The sequence below is a fragment of the Prevotella sp. P5-126 genome (genome assembly GCF_002251185.1).
Taxonomy (GTDB): Bacteria; Bacteroidota; Bacteroidia; order Bacteroidales; family Bacteroidaceae; genus Prevotella.
In genome coordinates, this window is record NZ_NPIZ01000038.1 from 42,802 (window position 1) to 62,506 (window position 19,705).

The following is a 19,705-nucleotide window of genomic DNA, read 5'->3' on the forward strand; positions in this document are numbered from 1 at the left end:
ACGTCTTACGGCAAAAGGCTATTGTCTCTTAACTTCCCGAACGACCGTAGGGAGTGATAACTCCTTTAACTTCCATCAATTCCTAACACTTGAAAATGCAAAACAAAAGAAAACGAGATTTTCTTTTGCTTTTCTCTCGCTTATTCCTACCTTTGACCTGTCGGTCCAAGGTACTCTCGCTCGGAAAAACTCAAATATATTTGGTTTTTCACTCACTTAATCGTACCTTTGCAAGATGTAATCCTAAACTTTTTACTACAATGAAACAAATACTACTCTTGACAATGGCTACAATCGCTATAGTCAGCACACAAGCCAAAAACATCACCACACCAAAAGCCAATGGCTACCCCATTACCCAAGTGCCCTTTACTGCGGTGAAGGTTAATGCACAGACTTTTTGGGGTCAACGCATCAAGGCGGCACGCGAAGTAACCATCCCTTTGGCCTTCGAAAAATGCGAAGCAACCCATCGCTACGACAACTTCAAAATGGCTGCCTATACGTTGCAACACCCTGGTCACAACGGTCTGCAAACTCCCCAATGGGACGTCAGCAAGCTGGAGTGTTTACCCTTCGACGATACCGATGTCTATAAAACCATCGAAGGAGCAAGCTATATACTCCAAACCTATCCCGACAACCGCCTCAAACAATATATCGACAGCATCCTCGATATTGTAGCTGCCGCACAAGAACCCGACGGTTACCTCTACACCGCACGCACCATCAATCCTGCGCATCCACACCAATGGTCCGGAGCGAAACGATGGGTCGAGGAAGAAGCGCTCAGTCATGAACTCTACAACTTAGGTCACATGGTCGATGCCGCCTGCGCACACTATCAAGCCACAGGTAGCAATAAGTTTCTCAACATAGCTCGCCGCTATGCTGACTGCGTCATCCGCGAAGTCGGACCACGTCCCGGGCAGGTCTGTGTCACTCCAGGTCATCAGATTGCCGAGATGGCATTGACCCGGCTCTACCTGCTCACCGGCGACAAACGCTATCTCGACGAGGCTAAATTCCTGCTCGACTATCGTGGAAAGACTTCCACCCACACCATCTATTCCCAAAGCCACAAACCTGTCATCGAGCAGACCGAAGCATGGGGACATGCTGTCCGTGCCGGATATATGTATGCAGGAATGGCTGACGTGGCAGCCCTTACGGGCGACACCGCCTATATCAATGCCCTCAACGCCATCTGCAATAATATCGTCAGCCGCAAATACTATATCACCGGAGGTGTTGGCGCACGCCATGAAGGCGAAGCCTTTGGTGCCGACTATGAGTTGCCCAACCTTACTGCCTATAATGAGACATGTGCCGCCATTGCCATGGTTTATCTCTTCCATCGCATGTTCCTCATGCAGGGCGATGCCAAATATATCGACTGCATGGAGCGCACTCTCTATAACGGTGTCATCAGCGGCATGTCGGTTGACGGCGGTCGCTTCTTCTATCCCAACCCCCTGTCGAGCGATGGCAACACCGAGCGCCAACCATGGTTTGGATGTGCCTGCTGTCCGAGCAATATATGCCGTTTCATCCCGTCATTCCCAGGTTATGTCTATGCTGTCAAAGACCGCACACTCTATGTCAATCTCTTCACCGGCAATACGGCGCATGTAGAAATAGAAGGTAAAGCCGTCGTATTGGAACAACAGACCGACTATCCATGGAATGGCGACATCAACCTTCGCATTCAGAAGAATCAAGCCAAAGCATTTGCCATGGCTATCCGTATTCCAGGTTGGGCTGTCAACACACCAGTACCCAGCGACCTCTACCGTTATACCGATTGTCAGACACGCAACTATCAGATTACCGTCAACGGAAAACCTGTCGATGGGGTGAAGACCGACAAAGGATATCTCATCATTAACCGCGTTTGGAAGAAAGGCGATGTTGTTTCGCTCCATCTCGATATGCCGGTACGTACCGTAGTTGCCAATCCACAGGTGACCGACGACCGTGGCCGAGTGGCTGTAGAACGCGGTCCTTTGGTCTATTGTGCCGAAGCTGCCGACAACACCTCCCACAGCATCTTCCGTTTCCTCATGCCCACCAATCCACAGTTCAACGTGGTTGACCGCACCATCAACGGTCAACATCAGGTGTCGTTTGGTGTGAAAGCCATCGAAGTAGATGGTCAGACCGTTGATACCGATGCCGACGGCAGGGTGAAAGTCTCCGACACGCGCCTCACACTCATACCCTATTACGCATGGAACCACCGTGGTGCAGATGACATGGAAGTATGGTTGCCACAGAGTATCGAGGCATTGGGCAACTATCGCTAAGTAGCAGATCGTGCCATATCAGTATGATAAATAACTATTCCGCAACTGAGGGAATTGATTGAAGTTAAACTTCCCCACATGCGCAACTGAGGGGAATTGATTGAAGTTAAAGAAGTTATCACTCCCTACGGTCGTTCGGGAAGTTAAGAGACAATAGCCTTTTGCCGTAAGACGTAGAACATTTGTCCCTTAACTTCTCTCTAACTTCCCTAACTTCCATTAACTTCCCCACATGCGCAACTGAGGGAATTGATTGAAGTTAAAGAAGTTATCACTCCCTACGGTCGTTCGGGAAGTTAAGAGACAATAGTTTTTGCCGTAAGACGTAGGACATTTGTCCCTTAACTTCTCTCTAACTTCCCTCTAACTTCTCTCTAACTTCCCTCTAACTTCCCTCTAACTTCCCTCTAACTTCTCTCTAACTTCCCCACATGTATAACAAACACGGGGTAGCATGACTGCGCAAACGCTTCGCGAGTGGTTTACCACTTTCAACGCCCAGTATTTCGGCAATACTCTGCCGGAACCCCACTTTGTGGTCAATCATGCCAAGCGCACCTTGGGACAGTTCAGCTGCCACAAGGTGCGGCGTGGCCTGTTGCCTGGCCGGTGGAAAACCACAGGCTATACCATCAAGGTGAGCGAGTTCTACCATACGAGCGACCACGACAGACAATCTGTTTTGCTCCACGAGATGATCCACTTCTATATTGCCTACACCCAGACTCGCGATACTTCTGCCCACGGGAAGGTATTCCGCCAATGGATGCAACGGCTCAATGCCGATGGATGGAACATCACCATCACCTCTCGCAATGCCATGCTTGCCACTGTTCCCACTACCGACAAGCAACAATATCTCTTGCTTGCCATCCGGCTGTCGAACGGCAAATGTTACCTCTCGGTGGTCAATCCTGCCTATCGCCACCACCTTGAGCAGATGATCCACAACCATTGTCAAGCCGACGAGTTCCATTGGTTGCGTACCAACGACAGCCGCTATGCCGGGTGGTCTGCTGTCAGGACGCTACGGGGCAAGCACATCACCCAGGATGAATGGGAACGACTCATGAGCGAAACTGTGATTCTCTGACCTTTGGCATTACAAAATGCCACTTGATGCGTCTATATTATAAAGTATTCAAGTTCGCAACTGAGGGAATTGATTGAAGTAAAATGGAAGTTATCACTTCCTACGGTCGTTCGGGAAGTTAAGAGACAATAGCCTTTTGCCGTAAGACGTAGGACATTTGTCCCTTAACTTCTCTCTAACTTCCCTAACTTCCCTTAACTTCCCCACATGCGATAGTTCAGTAAAGTATAAGCAAATCATGAAACGGACACTACTCGCTCTAATCTCCTTGTGCTGCCTCTCTACCATGGCAGTAGAGGCACAACACGACCTCTATGTATCCACCTCTTTCCACGAACCAGCCACCGACGGACTGCGCTTCATCTACAGTCGCGATGGATGGCATTGGGACTCTATCCCTGGCATCTGGCTTAAACCTGAGGTAGGTAAACAACGTGTCATGCGCGATCCATCAATCATCCGCACTCCTGATGGCATGTTCCATCTCGTATGGACATCAAGTTGGAAGGGCGACAGAGGCTTCGGCTATGCTTGTTCGAAAGACTTAAAGCACTGGAGCAAGCAACGTTTCATCGAGGTCATGACCGACACCACCACCGTCAACGTATGGGCTCCCGAACTCTTCTGGGACGACGACCGCCAACAGGCTGTCATCGTATGGGCATCGTGTGTGCCGGGCAAATTTCCACGAGGAATAGAGGATGAGAACAACAACCATCGTCTTTACTATACCACCACCAAGGATTTCCGCACCTTCACCCCTGCTCGCTTGATGATAGACCCTGGCTTCAGTTGTATTGATGCCACCCTCGTCAAACGGGGCAAGCGCGATTATGTGATGGTGCTCAAAGACAATACACGTCCTGAACGCGATATCAAGGTGGCTTATGCCAAGTCACCTTACGGTCCATGGTCGAAAGCATCCGAACCTTTCACCGGCAAACTGATGGAAGGTCCTACTACCGCTAAGGTCGATGGTGGATGGCTGATCTACTATGATCGCTATCGGTTGAAGGATTTCGGTGCACATTTCACCACCGATTTCAAAACCTTTGAAGATGTTTCCAACAAGGTCAGCGTGCCTGTTCTCCATAAGCACGGCACCATTTTCCGTGCTTCCGAAGCCATTGTGCGCAACTTGCTCAACGCTTCAGATGCCATCCACTACACCGGAAGCACCCTGAGCACCCCCTACCGCCACGATGGCGGTTTGTCGCCCGTGGTTGGTGTACACAACATCCAAGTGATGCAAGCCAACCGCGAATATCCTGCTAAAGCCAACAACGATGGTTGGACCTACAACCACCAACCCATGCTGGCATATTGGAACAATCGGTTCCATCTCAACTTCCTTTGCGATCCGAGCGACGAACACATACCACCTTCACGCACCATGTATCAGACGTCTGCCGATGGTTATACATGGAGCGAACCTGAGATTCTCTTTCCTGAAATACAGGTTCCCGAAGGATTCCAGAAGCCAGGACGCTCTGAACGTGCCCACAATCTGGTAGCCATCATGCATCAACGTGTAGGTTGGTATGTCAGCAAAGACCGTCGCCTCTATGCCTTAGGCAACTACGGTGTGGCTTTCGACCGCAAAGACGATCCTAACGATGGCAACGGCATCGGCCGTGTCATTCGCGAAGTCAAAGCCGATGGTTCGTTGGGCCCCATCTGTTTCATCTATCTCAACCATGGTTGCAAACCATTGGCAAACAAGAAAGGTGCCCTGCCGTTTCCTTATTACACCCAAGCCGACAAAAACTTACGTAAGGTGTGCCGAGAGATTCTCGACAATCCACGATACCGCATGCAATGGGTGGAAGAGGCTGACCGCAACGATCCGCTCATCCCACTCAACAAAGGTTACAAGGCATACTGCGACTACACTTTGCCCGACGGACGCTTAGCGGCTTTATGGAAACATGCGCTGACCAGTATCAGCGACGATGGCGGTCTGACGTGGTCACAACCCGTGGCACGTGCTCGCGGTTTTGTCAACAGCAATGCTAAGATATGGGGACAACGCCTTTCCGACGGGTCCTATGCCACCATCTACAACCCATCGGAATACCGTTGGCCGTTGGGCATTTCTCTCTCCAACGACGGACTGGAATATACTACGCTCAATCTCGTGGTGGGCGAAGTGCCGCCCATGCGCTACGGTGGCAACTATAAGAGCTATGGTCCACAGTATGTCAGAGGAATTCTCGAAGGCAACGGAGTGCCCAAAGATGGTGACCTCTGGCTGACCTACTCTATGAATAAGGAGGATATCTGGGTGAGCCACATCCCCGTGCCAGTACAGACCAAAGCATCAGCGCACGCCCACGATGGGGAATTCAACGTGGGACAACTCGCCCAACTCCGCCAGTGGAACATCTATTCGCCTAAGCGTGCCGAGGTTTCGTTGGTCAACGGATGGCTCACCATGGCAGACAGCAATCCCTTCGACTATGCCTGCATAGAACGTAAGATTCCGGCATCGAAGAGTCTGCGTGTGGCTTTCGACATCGAAGCACTGCAAAACGACCATGGTCTCCTACAGATAGAATTTCTCGACGAACAGGGTACCGCCTGCTCGCGTATCGAACTGACACCACAAGGAGAGATGCGTTGTAAAGGTGGTGCACGCTACGGCAATTTGGGAAAATACGAAGCTGGCAAGACCTATCATATCGAAGCCGTACTCTCTACCGACAACCGGATGATACAGGTTTATGTCAACGGCAAGAAGGCAGGACAGCGCATGTTCTTTTCACCCGTAGCACATATCGAGCGTATTCTCTTCCGCACCGGTGCACGCCGCACCTTCCCTGATATCGACACCGATGCCGACTGGTATGGCACACTCGACCATGCAGGCGACGATGAACCGCTTGCCACCTATCGCATCAGTCATTTCCAGACTTCATCCGACGATGCTGATGCCCATGCCGTGGCATTACGCTATGCCGACTACAAGCACTATGTGGATGATTTCAACAGCATGGAGGATGAAAATATCATTCAGGCAATACCCAACAGCAAGGCATGGCAGTGGATGACCGATAACGTACCGCTGTTCGACTGCCCGCAGAAACAATTCGAAGAGATGTGGTATTACCGTTGGTGGACACTCCGCAAGCACATCCGACTGACTCCCGTGGGCTATGCCATGACCGAGTTTCTTGTGCCTCGATCCTATGCCGATCAGTACAATCTGATTGCCTCTGGCGTAGGTCATCATATCATGGAGAGTCGTTGGTTGCGCCAAACCGACTACCTCGACCAAATCATGAACACCTGGTACAAAGGCAACAATGGCGAACCGATGAAGAAGATTGCCAACTATTCCTCGTGGATGCCACATGCCCTATGGCAACGCTATGCCGTAGATGGACGCAAAGACTGGATATGCAACATGTTGCCGTCACTCGAATGGGAATACAACCATTGGGAATCTACCCACACCCGAAAGGTCAAAGGACAGCAACTCTACTGGCAGGCTGACGTGCAGGATGCCATGGAAGAGACCATCAGCGGCGGACGTAGGAAGAAATATCTGCGTCCCAGCATCAATGCCTATATGTTTGGCAATGCCCAAGCTATCGGCAATATTGCAGCACTCAGCGGTGACCCAGCCAAAGCCGAGCGCTATTATGCCAAAGCCGATTCACTACAAGAGGCTGCACATACCCTGCTGTGGAACACCGACCAACAGTTTTTTGAAACCCACCGCGTCGATTCTTCGGCATGTGTTCGGGAGGCTATCGGCTTCCTGCCTTGGTACACACACATGGCGAAAGATGACAATCGCTATGGTGTGGCATGGCTGCAGGCTGCTGACACCAAGGGATTCTCTGCTCCCTACGGACTGACTACTGCCGAGCGCCGCCATCCTTTGTTCCGTACTCACGGTGTGGGCAAATGTGAATGGGACGGTGCCGTGTGGCCCTTTGCCACCAGTCAGACGCTTACTGCCATGGCAAACTATATCAACGACTATACCGACCCTGTAGTGGGCGACTCGCTCTACTTCCGTGAAATGGAGAAATATGTAGAAAGTCAACACATGCGCGGACGCCCTTACATCGGCGAATATCTCGACGAGACTACGGGTTACTGGCTTAAAGGCGATCAAGAGCGCAGCCGCTATTACAACCATTCCACCTTCTGCGACTTGGTCATCACGGGAATCTGCGGTCTGCGTCCACGCACCGACGGAACATTAGAGGTGCGCCCCTTGTTGCCTGAAGGAAAATGGAACTACTTCTGTCTCGACAACGTAGCCTATCACGGTCGCTGGATCACCATCGTTTGGGACCACGACGGATCTCGCTACCACTTAGGCAAAGGACTGCGCGTCTATATCGACGGACAGTTGGCAGGACAACGTGACACCATCGGCAAACTCACCATCAACAACGCATTATGACTAAGCGCGGCATACTCTTCCTACTGTTCGCCATCACCCTCCGAGTGGCTGCCCAGTCGCCAACTTGCTTCGGCGAGGCACAATGGATTGGTGCCATCACCCGACAGCAGGCAAACATTCCAGAAGGCAGACACTACACGGGAGGCATATTGAAACAAACTCGCGCACTATGGAACGCTGCCGACACGTTGTCGCGCCGTAGCATCTATATCGCACGCAACTTCCAGCTCAAGAAACGGGTTGCCCATGCCACCGTGCAGATTGCCGGACTGGGATGCTACAAGTTGTCCATAAACCGCCGCACAGTAGGCGATGCTGAGTTTTCACCAGCATGGAGCGACTACGACAAGACGGTGTTCTACAATACCTATGAAGTGGATACCTGTCTGCAACGTGGCATGAATACCGTTCACGTGCTATTGGGCAACGGATTCTACAACGAGCAGGGCGGACGCTATCACAAACTAAAGGTTTCGTTTGGACCACCCACACTACTGCTGGCACTACACATCACCTATCACGATGGCAGTAAAGAGACGATTGTCAGCGATGCCGCATGGCAGTGGAGTCTATCGCCCATCACCTTCAACAGTCTGTATGGTGGCGAAGACTACGATGCACGCATCTCCTCCACCGCATGGCATCCTGTTGTGGTGCAACAGGCACCCAAAGGAATCCTGCGTCCTCAGTTGGCATATCCTGTCAAAGTGATGGAACACTATGAAGTGGCGCAAACTTTGCGTCGCGACTCTATATTGGTGTTCGATATGGGACAGAACCTTGCGGGATTTCCTGAGATTACCGTCAAGGGAAAGCGTGGTCAACACATCAAGATTACACCGGCAGAAACACTCACCGACGACCTGCGCTGCAATCAGAAGCAAACCGGTCGCCCACATTATTATACTTACACGCTTAGTGGAAAGGGCACAGAGACATGGCATCCTGTCTTCTCCTATTATGGATTCCGATACCTCCAAGTGGAGGGCGACATCGAGACTTTACGCCATATCCGATCTTGCTTTGTCTATAATGCAGCACCACGCACCAGCAGTTTTGAGTGTAGCAACCTACGCATCAATGCCACCCACCGCATCATCGACCGTGCCATACGCAGCAACTGGCAGGCGGTATGGACCGATTGCCCGCACCGTGAGAAACTGGGATGGCTCGAACAAGACTGGCTCAACGGCGAGGCATTGCTCTACAACTACGACTGCAGAACGATGATACAACAGACCATGCAGAACATGGCAGATGCCCAACACCCCAATGGAGCTATGCCTGAGACAGCTCCAGAATATACCGTGTTTACCGGTGACTGGGCAAAACCCTTCCTCGAATCGCCAGAATGGGGCGGTGCACTTGTCGCGCTGCCGTTTCTCTATCAGCAATACTATGGTGACGATAGTCTCATCCGACAGTACTACAAGCCGATGAAGCGCTATGTCGATTATCTGGCGTCGCAAGACTCGTGTTACATACTGCGCATGGGACTTGGCGATTGGTATGACTATGGTCCCTGGCGTGCTGGTTTTGCGCGCAACACTCCCATGCCTTTGGTATCTACCGCACATTATTACTGGTGGAACCATCTGATGGGAGAAGCACGTGCCGATAGCATCCGAGAGGCTTTCAACCGCGAATTCTACAATCCGCAAACCCATCGTTATGCCTCTGGCAGCCAGTGTGCCCAAGCCATCGCACTCTGTATGAATCTCGTTCCCGATGGCGACCGTCAGGCGGTGTTAGATCAACTCGTGGCTGATATCCATCAGCATGGTGACCGATTGACCACGGGCGATGTAGGCAACCGCTATCTCTTCAAAGCACTCATCGACGGTGGACAACGGGAGTTGCTCTACCGCATGCTCAACCACGACGAGGTACCAGGCTATGGCTATCAGATCAAGCAAGGCATGACAACACTCACCGAACAGTGGAATCCGAAGCATGGTGCATCGATGAATCACTTCATGATGGCTCATATTGAAAATTTCCTCATACCCGACCTGCTGGGCATACAGCGACGGGGCAACGACCTGCTGATAGCGCCTCACCCCGTGGGCGACATCCACTGGTGTAAAGGTTCTACGGCATCGGCACACGGCACCGTAAGCGTAGATTGGCGAATTGAGGGACACACTTTCTATATCGACATCATGATTCCGCAGGGTGACCATGCCACGCTGCAACTGCCCTACGGAGGTAGCGAACAGTTGGAAGGCGGCAGTCACCATCGTTCACAACAGATTCTACAACACTAACTATACCCTATGCATATTATCGACTTCATCGTATTTCTGCTATTCACCATCGGCATCGTGGTCTTCGGCTGTACCTTTTTCCGTCGAGGAAGTTCTGCCGATGAATTTACTTCTGCCGGCAAATCGCTGCCCGGATGGGTAGTGGGCATGTCTATCTTTGCCACCTATGTATCGAGCATCAGCTATATCGGCTATCCCGGTAAAGCCTATGCCAGCAACTGGAACGCTTTCGTTTTCTCGTTATCCATACCGATAGCCAGTTGGATTGCAGCTCGCTATTTCGTACCTTTCTACCGCAAGAGCGGTTCGGTATCTGCCTACAGTTTCCTTGAAGAGAAGTTTGGTCCATGGGCTCGCCTCTATGCTTCGGCATGCTATCTGTTCACGCAAATAGCCCGTATGGGCAGCATCCTCTATCTGTTGGCAGTACCCATGTATATTCTGATGGGGTGGAATCTCCATGTGGTCATCATCGCCACCACCGTTGCCATCGTCATCTATTCGATGCTGGGCGGTTTGCGTGCGGTGATATGGGCAGATGCCATACAGGGCTTCATTCTCATCGGTGGTGCACTATTGTGTTTGCTGATACTGATATTCTCGTTGCCTGAGGGTCCTATGCAGATTATCGACATTGCCACCCATTCTCCCGAAGGCAACAAACTGTCGTTGGGATCGTTCGGTGCAAGTCTCACCGAGAGCACCTTCTGGGTATGTCTCATCTATGGCATCTTCACCAATCTGCAGAATTATGGCATCGATCAAAACTACGTGCAGCGTTATCATGCTGCCAAGAGCGACAGCGATGCACGCTTCTCTGCCCTATTCGGTGGCTATCTCTTCATACCGGTCTCTGCACTATTTTTCATGATCGGCACATCGCTCTATGCTTTCTACGAGTCGGGCACAGGTTATCTGCCCGACGATATTGCTGCCAAACCCGACTATGTATTCCCTTATTTCATAGTGGATAGTTTGCCCTTGGGACTGCGCGGGCTGCTCATTGCCAGTATCTTTGCTGCGGGCATGAGTACCGTATCGACCAGTGTCACGTCGGCAGCCACCATCATTCTGACCGACTATTTCCGTCCCTTATTGCCCCATTGGCGCCGTTGCAAGGGCAACACCAGCACTGCGTCGGGTCCCGAACTCGTTGTATTGCGCATCGCTTCAGTTGTCGTGGGCGTCTTGGGTGCCCTGGTAGCGCTTGCCATGTTGCAGGTAGAGAGTATCATCGATGCTTGGTGGACGTTGAGTAGCATTTTCTCTGGTGGCATGTTAGGATTGTTTTTCTTGGCTTGCACGCGACACATCGGTCGTCGTGCCGCCTTCATCGGTTGTCTTTCGGGCATCCTCGTCATCGGTTGGATATCGTTGGCTGGACCACTCAATCTGCCTGGACCACATCTCCATCCCTATCTCTCTATCGTGCTCGGCACATGTGTCATCTTCATTGTTGGTTTCGTCATCACCCTGTTGTGCAGCAAATCGTGAAGTACCACACTTCGCTCATATCATGATTTATCGGTAAATCGTTTCTGCCATCATGTTGAGTTCCAGACATTGTTCGCGTGTCATCTTTCAGCGTTTGAGTATCATGTTTGATAGTGCGAGACAATGGTAATGATAATCTGGCATATAGGCAAGAAAAAAGGGTGACCCCATATAGGAGTCACACCTTTATTCATTTATAGACTTAAAGAGAATTTCTCTTATTCGCCTGCATCGTAGAAATCCAGACCGGGGAATACATCCATCCATTCACCTGGAGCATTAGCATCGGTGCGAGTCAAGCGGATGTATGATGGGTTCTTAGGATTGTCGGTACTCAATTCGAATGTTCCACGGAGGATACCATTGGTGATGTAATTATAACCTTTTTTATAATAGTACTGACCATTTCCATCGTAACCCTTCATAGCCAATGAGAGGTGAGTGCCATCAATCGGAGTTACTGTTGGAAGAAGCGTTCCTATATAGTTACCACTGCGGAAGAATACACCCCATCCAAGATTAGCGGCATTAGGATTCACACCGAATGCGATAAATATAACGTCCTCACCTTCTGCAGCACTGGCTTCCTCAGCTTTTGCAAAGTAAGCAGCGGCTTTTTTGCTCATCTTGCCCTTCTTGAACGACCAGAATGTGTTAGGATCAGTGAGCTGCTCTACGAGAGTAGGCAATACATAGTTCACGGTCCAACCCTTGCCGTCAGTCTTCCAAGTTTCATCAGCACCTGGAGTCAGCATGGTGATAGAGTCAGTACCAATCACAATTGGTTTCTTGAATTTCAAGCCCTGATCGGTAACGATGTATGGGATAAGCACATCTTTATCGGTTTCAGCATCGTGATAGGTGAAGGTACGATTGCTTCTTGCGATGGTCAGCGGAGCCTCGCCGCCAAACTCGATGGCATAGGTCTTGTAGCTCAACAGCTTTTCCATGTCTTCTACAGCCTTGAAGTAGTTGTCCCAGTTGAGGTCTTCTGCCACACGGGTCATCACAATCTTCTGACCGTGCTTCTTGCCCTGAAGTTCGAAGCGGTCTGCCTCTGCCTTGATGACACGGAACTCAAAGTCACCTTCAAATCCCTTACCATTGTCACCTACCTGCAATATGTTGGCAGGATCAGAGAAGATGTGGAAGATTTCATTATACTCGTCGAATGAGAGCAGTACACCCTGACTCTGCTCAAGTTTGAAGTGAGAGGTAGCACGAGTGCCCTCTTCAAAGAACTCGTTGGCAGCTGTTACGGTGTTGTCAGCATTGAACTTGACGAACATATTGTAACCACCATACTTGCTGGCGCCATAATACTCCATCAGCCAACCATTAGGTGCATCAACCAGCAGTTTCATGTCGGCATTGATAGCCTCCTGGATTCTGTCGGCAGACGACTTATCGAATACGTCATCCACTTCGTTGGAACATGCCACGAACGACAGACCAGCGAGAAGGACGAACAGAATGTTATAGATCTTTTTCATAGTCGGATTGCTTAATTAAGAGTTGTTAAATCCATATTCATAACCTCTGCCGAACGGCGGAGCACGATAGCGCGGAGCTTCTCAAGGTCGATACCCCAAGAGTCTTGCAGATAGCTGCGCACGATTTCAAGTTTGGCATTGATGATATTGGCACCTTCACGTGATGTAATCTTGGCACCTTTGATACTCGCAAAACCTGCACCTGCCAACTGAGCATTAGTAGGTTTGCCCCAGAATGCAACTTGGATAGTCTCACCCTTGGCATTGAGACCTGTTACAGTATATTCAATACCTTTGTCAAGACGTGCTTTCCAAGATTCATCGCTTGAAGTGACGTAGTTGGCATAAACCTCAGCAAAGTCCTCATTGTATTCACCACTGGCATAACCGGTAACAAATCCTTCTTTAACAGCATCTTCGTCATCCACGTTGATCCAGTCGGTAGAGTGATACTTACCGGCAGAGATGGTCTGGAAGTCGGTGCTGTAGTACTTCTTCTGTGTCAAGATGTGACAGAACTCATGGTGCATGGTGTGGAAGTACCAGTAGTTGAGGTCCAGAGGCAGTTTGGCATGCGCACGGAACGGCTCGTCCTGATTCACATAGATATGGTCGAGGTCAAGCTCATTGAGTCGGAACAGGGTTACCTGAACACCACCTTCAGCAGTACCGAGCACGATTTCACCCTTACCGTTGTATTCTGGTGAACCGATAAACTGGAACACACGGAAAGCATTTGCCTTCAAGAAGTCTGCACCGCAAGCCTCTACATAAGCGTCGAGCCATACGTGTTTGATCATCTTGGCCATAGCCTTCGAGTTGGTGATGGTGGCAGGCACTACGTTGTAGTAGTTGTCTGTCAGCTTGTCGTTATACAGATAGTAGAGTTTGATGTTGTATGGCTCCACGAAGTTGGTGTTGAGCCACTTGTCGAACTCGGTCTCGTTCTTCGTTTCGGTCTTGAAGATCGATTCGCTATTGGGATCGTCGTTGTCACACGACACGAATGCAACACTCATGAGCAGTGCAACGAGCGACATTGTAATATGTTTCATCATATCTTTATTCCTTTCGTTCGTTATAATTAATTCTGGGTTGCTGTCTCTCTGGGGTTAGGCTCAAGTCCAGCTTCTATGACGTCGTAAGGCAACTGGATAGCACCGCGAAGGTCACCTGCCTTGAAGACGAGATTGTCTTCGCCGTCAAGATGGTGGGTGAACTCAATACCCCAACGCTTGATGTCAAGCCAACGCTGACCCTGATACATGGTGGTGATACGACGCATCTGGAGCACTGTATAGATCATATTGGTCTGTGTGCCTTCCTCAACGGTGAAGCCCTGTGGGTTGAGCGGCTTCTTGATGCTCTCTTCGCTCACTGCACGTGAGGGAACCTCGGTCATGCGGATGGCATTGAGCGCTGTATTAACATTATCAACTGTGAGCGTCAAGAACTTGGGTGAAGTCACATCGCTGTGAGCGGTGAGCCATGTATTCATGTCGGCAAGAGCCTTGTCATAGTCTTTCTTCATGATGTAAGCCTCTGCACGTGTCAAGATAGTCTCGTCACCGGTGAAGACGGGGTCAACCACGTGGGCATAACCAGTCTGGTTGATCTTATCTTTGATTTCGAAGTCCTCGATCAAGCTGGGTATATACACTGCTTGGTTACTACCATACATGAGACGAGCTTCCTGAAGGGCATTCTTTTCTGCACTACTGGCTGATTCAGACCAAGGAGTTTTAGCCCACATAGTCTGTGATGTGATCACATCCCTGTTGTGGCAGAAACGCTTGTAACTTGACGAACCACGGTTGACACGTCCGTTGATAGAAACGGCATCGACAAACATGAGGTTGCAGTTCTCACCAGAACGGATCCATTTGTTGTGGATGTCATCAACACCAGCCAAAGGAGCATAGCTGTCCATGTCACGCAACAGACTGCTTGGGTTTCCACCCAATGCCTTGGTAGCGTATTCGATAGCTTTGTCCCAGTTCTGATAGAACAGGTTGAAGCGGGCAGCAAAGGCGTAAGCAGCCTTCTGGTTGAAGTGATACTTAGGTACGGTGAGATAACCATCGTTGAGCAGAGGAAGAGCCTCTTCGATATCAGCATTGATATTCTCATAGGTCTGACGCAGCGTTCCGCGCTCGTTGACAGATTCACCAGCTACTTTAGGATAAGGAATACCGAGGTATTCGTCAGCCTTAGAATCGTTCCATGCCATACAGAACATATTGGCATTCTGGAACATGGCAAAGGCACGGCAGAGCAGTGCCTCGGCACGCAGTGCCTGAGCATCAGCAGATTCATCGCCTGCCAACGCCTCAAGTGCCATATTGGCTACAGCCGCAGCCTCGTAGTTAGCATTCCAAACCTGCTTCGGGTCGTCGTTATTCTCAGTCTCAATGGGCTGCCATTTGTAGGCATTCATCTGGTTGGGCTGTGCGTTATAAAGTACACCATTGTCGCTCACGTTGTCGCCACTTATAAAGAAGACAAAGTTGGGCGAATGGTTGGGATAGGCCGATACGAGGAACTTCTTTGCCTTGTCAAGGCTGTTAACCTCGGCGCGATCATCGGGGAGCTTGTCGAGATAGCTGTCACACGAAGCAAGTGCGAGCATTCCTGCGGCCAGTGATAATATGCTAAGTTTTTTCATCTTATTGTTCCTTTCTATTAAGTTTGATTAAAGTCCAACTCTTACGGTGCAGGTGAACTGACGGGCCATAGGAACAGCCACACCACCGGTGTTGAAGAATTCAGGATCCTGTCCGTTGAGTTTCTTGTCTGAGTAGATCAGGAAGAGGTTGGTACCCTGCAGCTTGATGCTGGCACTCTTCAGTTTGAGAGCGTTGAGCCAAGTCTGTGGGAAGTCGTATGACACTGAAATCTCCTTCATGCGGATGAAGTCACCCTTAGCAACGCGGTCGGTAGAACGGTTGTAAGCGTTGAAAGCATAAGAGAGCTGAGTGTCTGCCTGCAGCTGACGGAGGTCAGGAATAGCAGGGATAGTGGTTTTGTTCTCGTCACCAGAAACGGTCCAACGGTTCTTGAACTCCTTCGGCATAGCGTCGAGGTCAGAATAGCTGGCATAGAAAGCAGGATCAAGGCGTACCACATTGCCGAAAGCATAGGTAGCGAAGATGTTCAGGTGCCAGTTCTTATAAGTGAACGAGTTGCCGAGTGAACCGGTAATGGTAGGATCGGTAGGTCCTTCGTAAACGAGGTAGTCGATATCGCGACTCTGGAAGTAGATGTCGCTGGTTACCACCTCACCACTTTCATTAACTACCTGAGGAATACCATTGGCATTAAGTCCCTTGAAGTCGAATGAGAAGAGTGAACGGTAAGCATATCCCTTCTTAGCGAAACCGGTACCGGTTACCATGTCGATCAAACGTGAACGGTTGTCGAGTTCGGTAATCTTAGTCTTCACGTGAGAGAAGATGAAGTCGGTGTTCCACTTGAAGTCCTTGCTGATAATGTTCTTAGAAGAGATAGAGAGTTCCTCACCATGTGAACGCATAGAAGCGACATTGGCAAACTCGTTGATAGTACCCTTGGTACCGTTGGTGGTACGCATACCGATCAAGTCGTAGTTGTTACGACGATACCAGTCGAACTGTACGTTGAGTCGGTTGTTCAAGAAGCCGAGGTCAACACCAATGTTGAGCTCATGTTTCTTTTCATAGGTCAGATCGGGGTTAGCGAAGTCGTAAATGTTAAGTCCAGACTCCTTATCGCTTGCGAATGGACGCCAGGGGTTGAACGACTGAATGATAGCCTGTGAGTTGGTCACAGCAGGTTTGTCACCAGTCAGTGAGTAAGAAGCCTTCAGGGTAGCGTGTGTCAACGCAGTCTTGAAAGTCTTCTGGAACCAAGGCTCTTCGTGAGCATTCCATGCACCAGAGACGTTCCATGTAGGCAACCAACGTGCTGAACGAGATTTACCCAGACGGTTAGAACCTTCGTAACGGGTAGTTCCGTTGATAACGTAGCGGCCCTTCCAAGAATAGGTAGCGGTGGCGAAGAATGAAACTTCACGACCATAGCTGTTGCTCAAGCTGTAGTACATAGCGTTCTGCTCTGCTGACTGCTTGAAGAAGAGGTAGTCGTATGATCCGAGGTAACCCATGTCATACTGCATACCTACACCGTTGAAGTAGCTGCGGCTACGCTGTGTATCGTTGATTTCCATACCACCATAGAGGTTCACGATATGGTCTTCGTTGAATACATCGTTATACTGTGCAGTAGCACGGAAGTCCCAGCTGGTCATCTTATACTTGGTCTCACGATAGAAACCACCTACAGGAAGCACTGATACAGGCTTGGAGTTGGGTTTATCGGGATCGGTGTAGAGCCAAGGGTTGTTGTCACGGATGGTGGCATCGTCCATTGCACGGAATGACTGTGCCATATTAGAGTTCTCGTGAATCTCGTTGGCCTGAGTAGTGGTAGAGTACTTGTAGGCACCGAGTACAGTAAGCTCAACCTTCTTGATGGGCTTATACTTGAGTTCTGCCTGATATTTCAAATCCACTACGTCGAGGTTCATGAAGTTGTTTGCCAACTCATTGTGGATATTGAAAGGAGCATAGTTACGAGTATAGAACTCGTTAGGATCAAGCGCACGGCTTGAGTTGATCGCATAAGAGTAAGGGTTGATGTCGAAGTCACGGCTTACATTACCGGTCACCGCATCGACGCTCTGACTGGTAGTACCAGGAGCACGCTGGTTACGGTAGCTGGCATTGGCAATCATGTTGAGGGTGACCTTCTTGTTCACATTATACATGGCATTGATAGATGCAGTATAACGGCGAACCTTTGACTGCTCGGTCCATCCTGGGTCGTCCATGATAGAGAACGAGGTATAGTACTGAGCCTTGTCGGTACCTGTTGACATGCTGATAGAGTGGTTCTGCTGGATAGCATTAGAGAACAACTCGTCAAACCAGTTGGTGTTGCGCATCTCAGCCTCACGGAGGTAAGCATTCTTAGCCTCTTCAGTCTGAGACAACATGAACGAACCTGTTGCAGGATTGTAAGTGTTCATCAACTGATACATCTTACCATAGACACCGCTTGATGAAGCACGGTAGGTACGACCAAAGCTGATCAGACCATTGGCCTCCAACTCCTTGTAGATACCCATCTGCTCCTGCGAGTTCATAATGTTGAAGTTTGAATAAGAAGGCTTCAAACGCATGGTAAACTCACCGGTGTAGTTGATACGGGTCTGTCCAGACTTACCTTTCTTAGTGGTCACAACGATCACACCAGACATGGCACGTGCACCGTAGATAGAAGTTGCTGAACCGTCTTTCAGAATCTGGAACGATTCGATGTCGTCTGCGTTCAAACCAGCAATAGCAGAAGAAATCAATGTCTCTGCATCACCTGATGACAATTGGTCGGCATCAACCTCGGTCACATCTTCCATGATGACGCCATCAACAACCCAAAGGGGACGTGATGAGCCATAGATAGACGTAGCACCACGAACACGAATCTTCGGAGCTGTACCGAAAGTACCACTTACGTTCTGCACCGATACACCAGCCGCACGTCCTTCAAGCGAACGGGAGATATCTGCCACACCGTCCAACTTGGCCTTTTCGGCATCCACCTTAGTAGTAGAACCTGTAAAGAGTCGGCGGTCGGTCTTCTGCATACCGGTCACAACCACTTCCTGCAGTTCTGCACTGGAGCGGAGCGTCACGGTCATACCGTTCTTAGGTGTTACGGTCTGGGGTTCCATACCGATGTAACTGATAGTGATTTTCTTGCCTGATGGCACACTGATGGTAAACTTACCATCAACATCGGTCACTGTACCGGAGCGCTGGCCCTGTACGAGAACTGAAGCACCAATAATGGGCTGATCGTCCTCTTGAGAAATTACGGTACCAGTGACTTTTGTCTGGGCAAAGGCCATTCCAAGGCTGAGGAACAAGCCTGCCAAAAACATCATGAGTCTTTTTTCCATAAACACTCTCGTTAATTATTAAGTTATAATATTGATATAATTGATATTTCGTCTTGACCCGATCAACGGGAATTATGCTTTAATTATTCACTAATTATGCATATAAATTTCCACTCATTTCTCATTAAAGTTTGCACTTATTATACTTTGCTCACTATTTCCGTGCAAATATACAACATTTTTTCACAATAAACAAGGTTATTCTTAAAAAAAGTAGCATTTGCGCCTATTTTTTTTCGTTTTGACGAATTTTCGGCGAATTTATTAACGAAACTATAACTCTTCACGTGCGCACGCGTATAATATATAGGTATAAGTGTTTATTCAGAACACTAATGAATACTAACTATTCACACGATTCCACCCCATCCAACAATGCTACAAAAAAGCAAGATGTTTTACCTGCAAACCTGACTTCCGACAGATTAAAATTTGCCTGAATCCAATAATCTCCAACGCCATTTTCCTACGATACCACCAAAATAAGCCCACATCCACCTTCTCTCTGAACATCGCAGACAACGGATCTTATCTGCAGGATCTGAAAATTGGTCAGGTGTTTAAAATGATCATGTAATTGATATTTTCCATACCAAATTTTGAGAGTATGTTCTCCGTGAGGAGAGCATAATTT

9 protein-coding genes and 1 pseudogene are annotated in these 19,705 nt (G+C 49.5%); 6 read left to right on the forward strand and 4 right to left on the reverse strand.

Going from position 1 to position 19,705, the window contains the following annotated elements; translation table 11 throughout:
- Positions 1–260: 260 nt before the first annotated feature.
- The 6 genes and pseudogenes from CIK90_RS03375 to CIK90_RS03395 all read left to right on the forward strand — a co-directional run bounded on the left by CIK90_RS03375 (position 261) and on the right by CIK90_RS03395 (position 11,580).
- Positions 261–2,306: a glycoside hydrolase family 127 protein gene (locus tag CIK90_RS03375; RefSeq protein WP_094464350.1), complete on the forward strand. Its 2,046-nt coding sequence runs from the start codon at positions 261–263 to the stop codon at positions 2,304–2,306.
- A 454-nt stretch (positions 2,307–2,760) separates the two neighbouring features.
- Positions 2,761–3,399: a SprT-like domain-containing protein gene (locus CIK90_RS03380; protein ID WP_094464351.1), complete on the forward strand. Its 639-nt coding sequence runs from the start codon at positions 2,761–2,763 to the stop codon at positions 3,397–3,399.
- 286 nt (positions 3,400–3,685) lie between these two features.
- Positions 3,686–3,997: pseudogene (locus CIK90_RS14620) on the forward strand (arabinosidase); the annotation flags it as partial.
- Positions 3,998–4,504: 507 nt separating this feature from the next.
- Positions 4,505–7,819 carry a glycosyl hydrolase family 65 protein gene (locus CIK90_RS03385; protein WP_094464361.1) on the forward strand — a complete coding sequence of 1,105 codons (3,315 nt, stop codon included), beginning with the start codon at positions 4,505–4,507 and terminating at the stop codon, positions 7,817–7,819.
- Positions 7,816–10,086 carry an alpha-L-rhamnosidase gene (locus CIK90_RS03390; RefSeq protein ID WP_094464352.1) on the forward strand — a complete coding sequence of 757 codons (2,271 nt, stop codon included), beginning with the start codon at positions 7,816–7,818 and terminating at the stop codon, positions 10,084–10,086. The genes CIK90_RS03385 and CIK90_RS03390 overlap by 4 nt, the downstream gene beginning before the upstream one ends.
- Before the next feature lie 9 nt (positions 10,087–10,095).
- Positions 10,096–11,580 (forward strand): sodium:solute symporter, encoded by a 1,485-nt coding sequence (locus CIK90_RS03395; RefSeq protein WP_094464353.1) that lies wholly within the window; start codon positions 10,096–10,098, stop codon positions 11,578–11,580.
- A 218-nt stretch (positions 11,581–11,798) separates the two neighbouring features.
- Here the strand turns inward: CIK90_RS03395 and CIK90_RS03400 are convergent, their stop codons facing one another.
- The 4 genes from CIK90_RS03400 to CIK90_RS03415 are packed head-to-tail and all read right to left on the reverse strand — an operon-like array spanning position 11,799 to position 19,071.
- Positions 11,799–13,073: a DUF4302 domain-containing protein gene (locus CIK90_RS03400; RefSeq protein WP_094435191.1), complete on the reverse strand. Its 1,275-nt coding sequence runs from the start codon at positions 13,071–13,073 to the stop codon at positions 11,799–11,801.
- A gap of 11 nt (positions 13,074–13,084) precedes the next feature.
- A complete protein-coding gene (locus tag CIK90_RS03405; protein WP_094464362.1) occupies positions 13,085–14,128 on the reverse strand; it encodes a putative zinc-binding metallopeptidase in 1,044 nt (347 codons plus the stop codon).
- 29 nt (positions 14,129–14,157) lie between these two features.
- Positions 14,158–15,738 (reverse strand): RagB/SusD family nutrient uptake outer membrane protein, encoded by a 1,581-nt coding sequence (locus tag CIK90_RS03410; protein ID WP_094464354.1) that lies wholly within the window; start codon positions 15,736–15,738, stop codon positions 14,158–14,160.
- 27 nt (positions 15,739–15,765) lie between these two features.
- Positions 15,766–19,071: a SusC/RagA family TonB-linked outer membrane protein gene (locus CIK90_RS03415; RefSeq protein ID WP_094464355.1), complete on the reverse strand. Its 3,306-nt coding sequence runs from the start codon at positions 19,069–19,071 to the stop codon at positions 15,766–15,768.
- Positions 19,072–19,705: the final 634 nt, after the last annotated feature.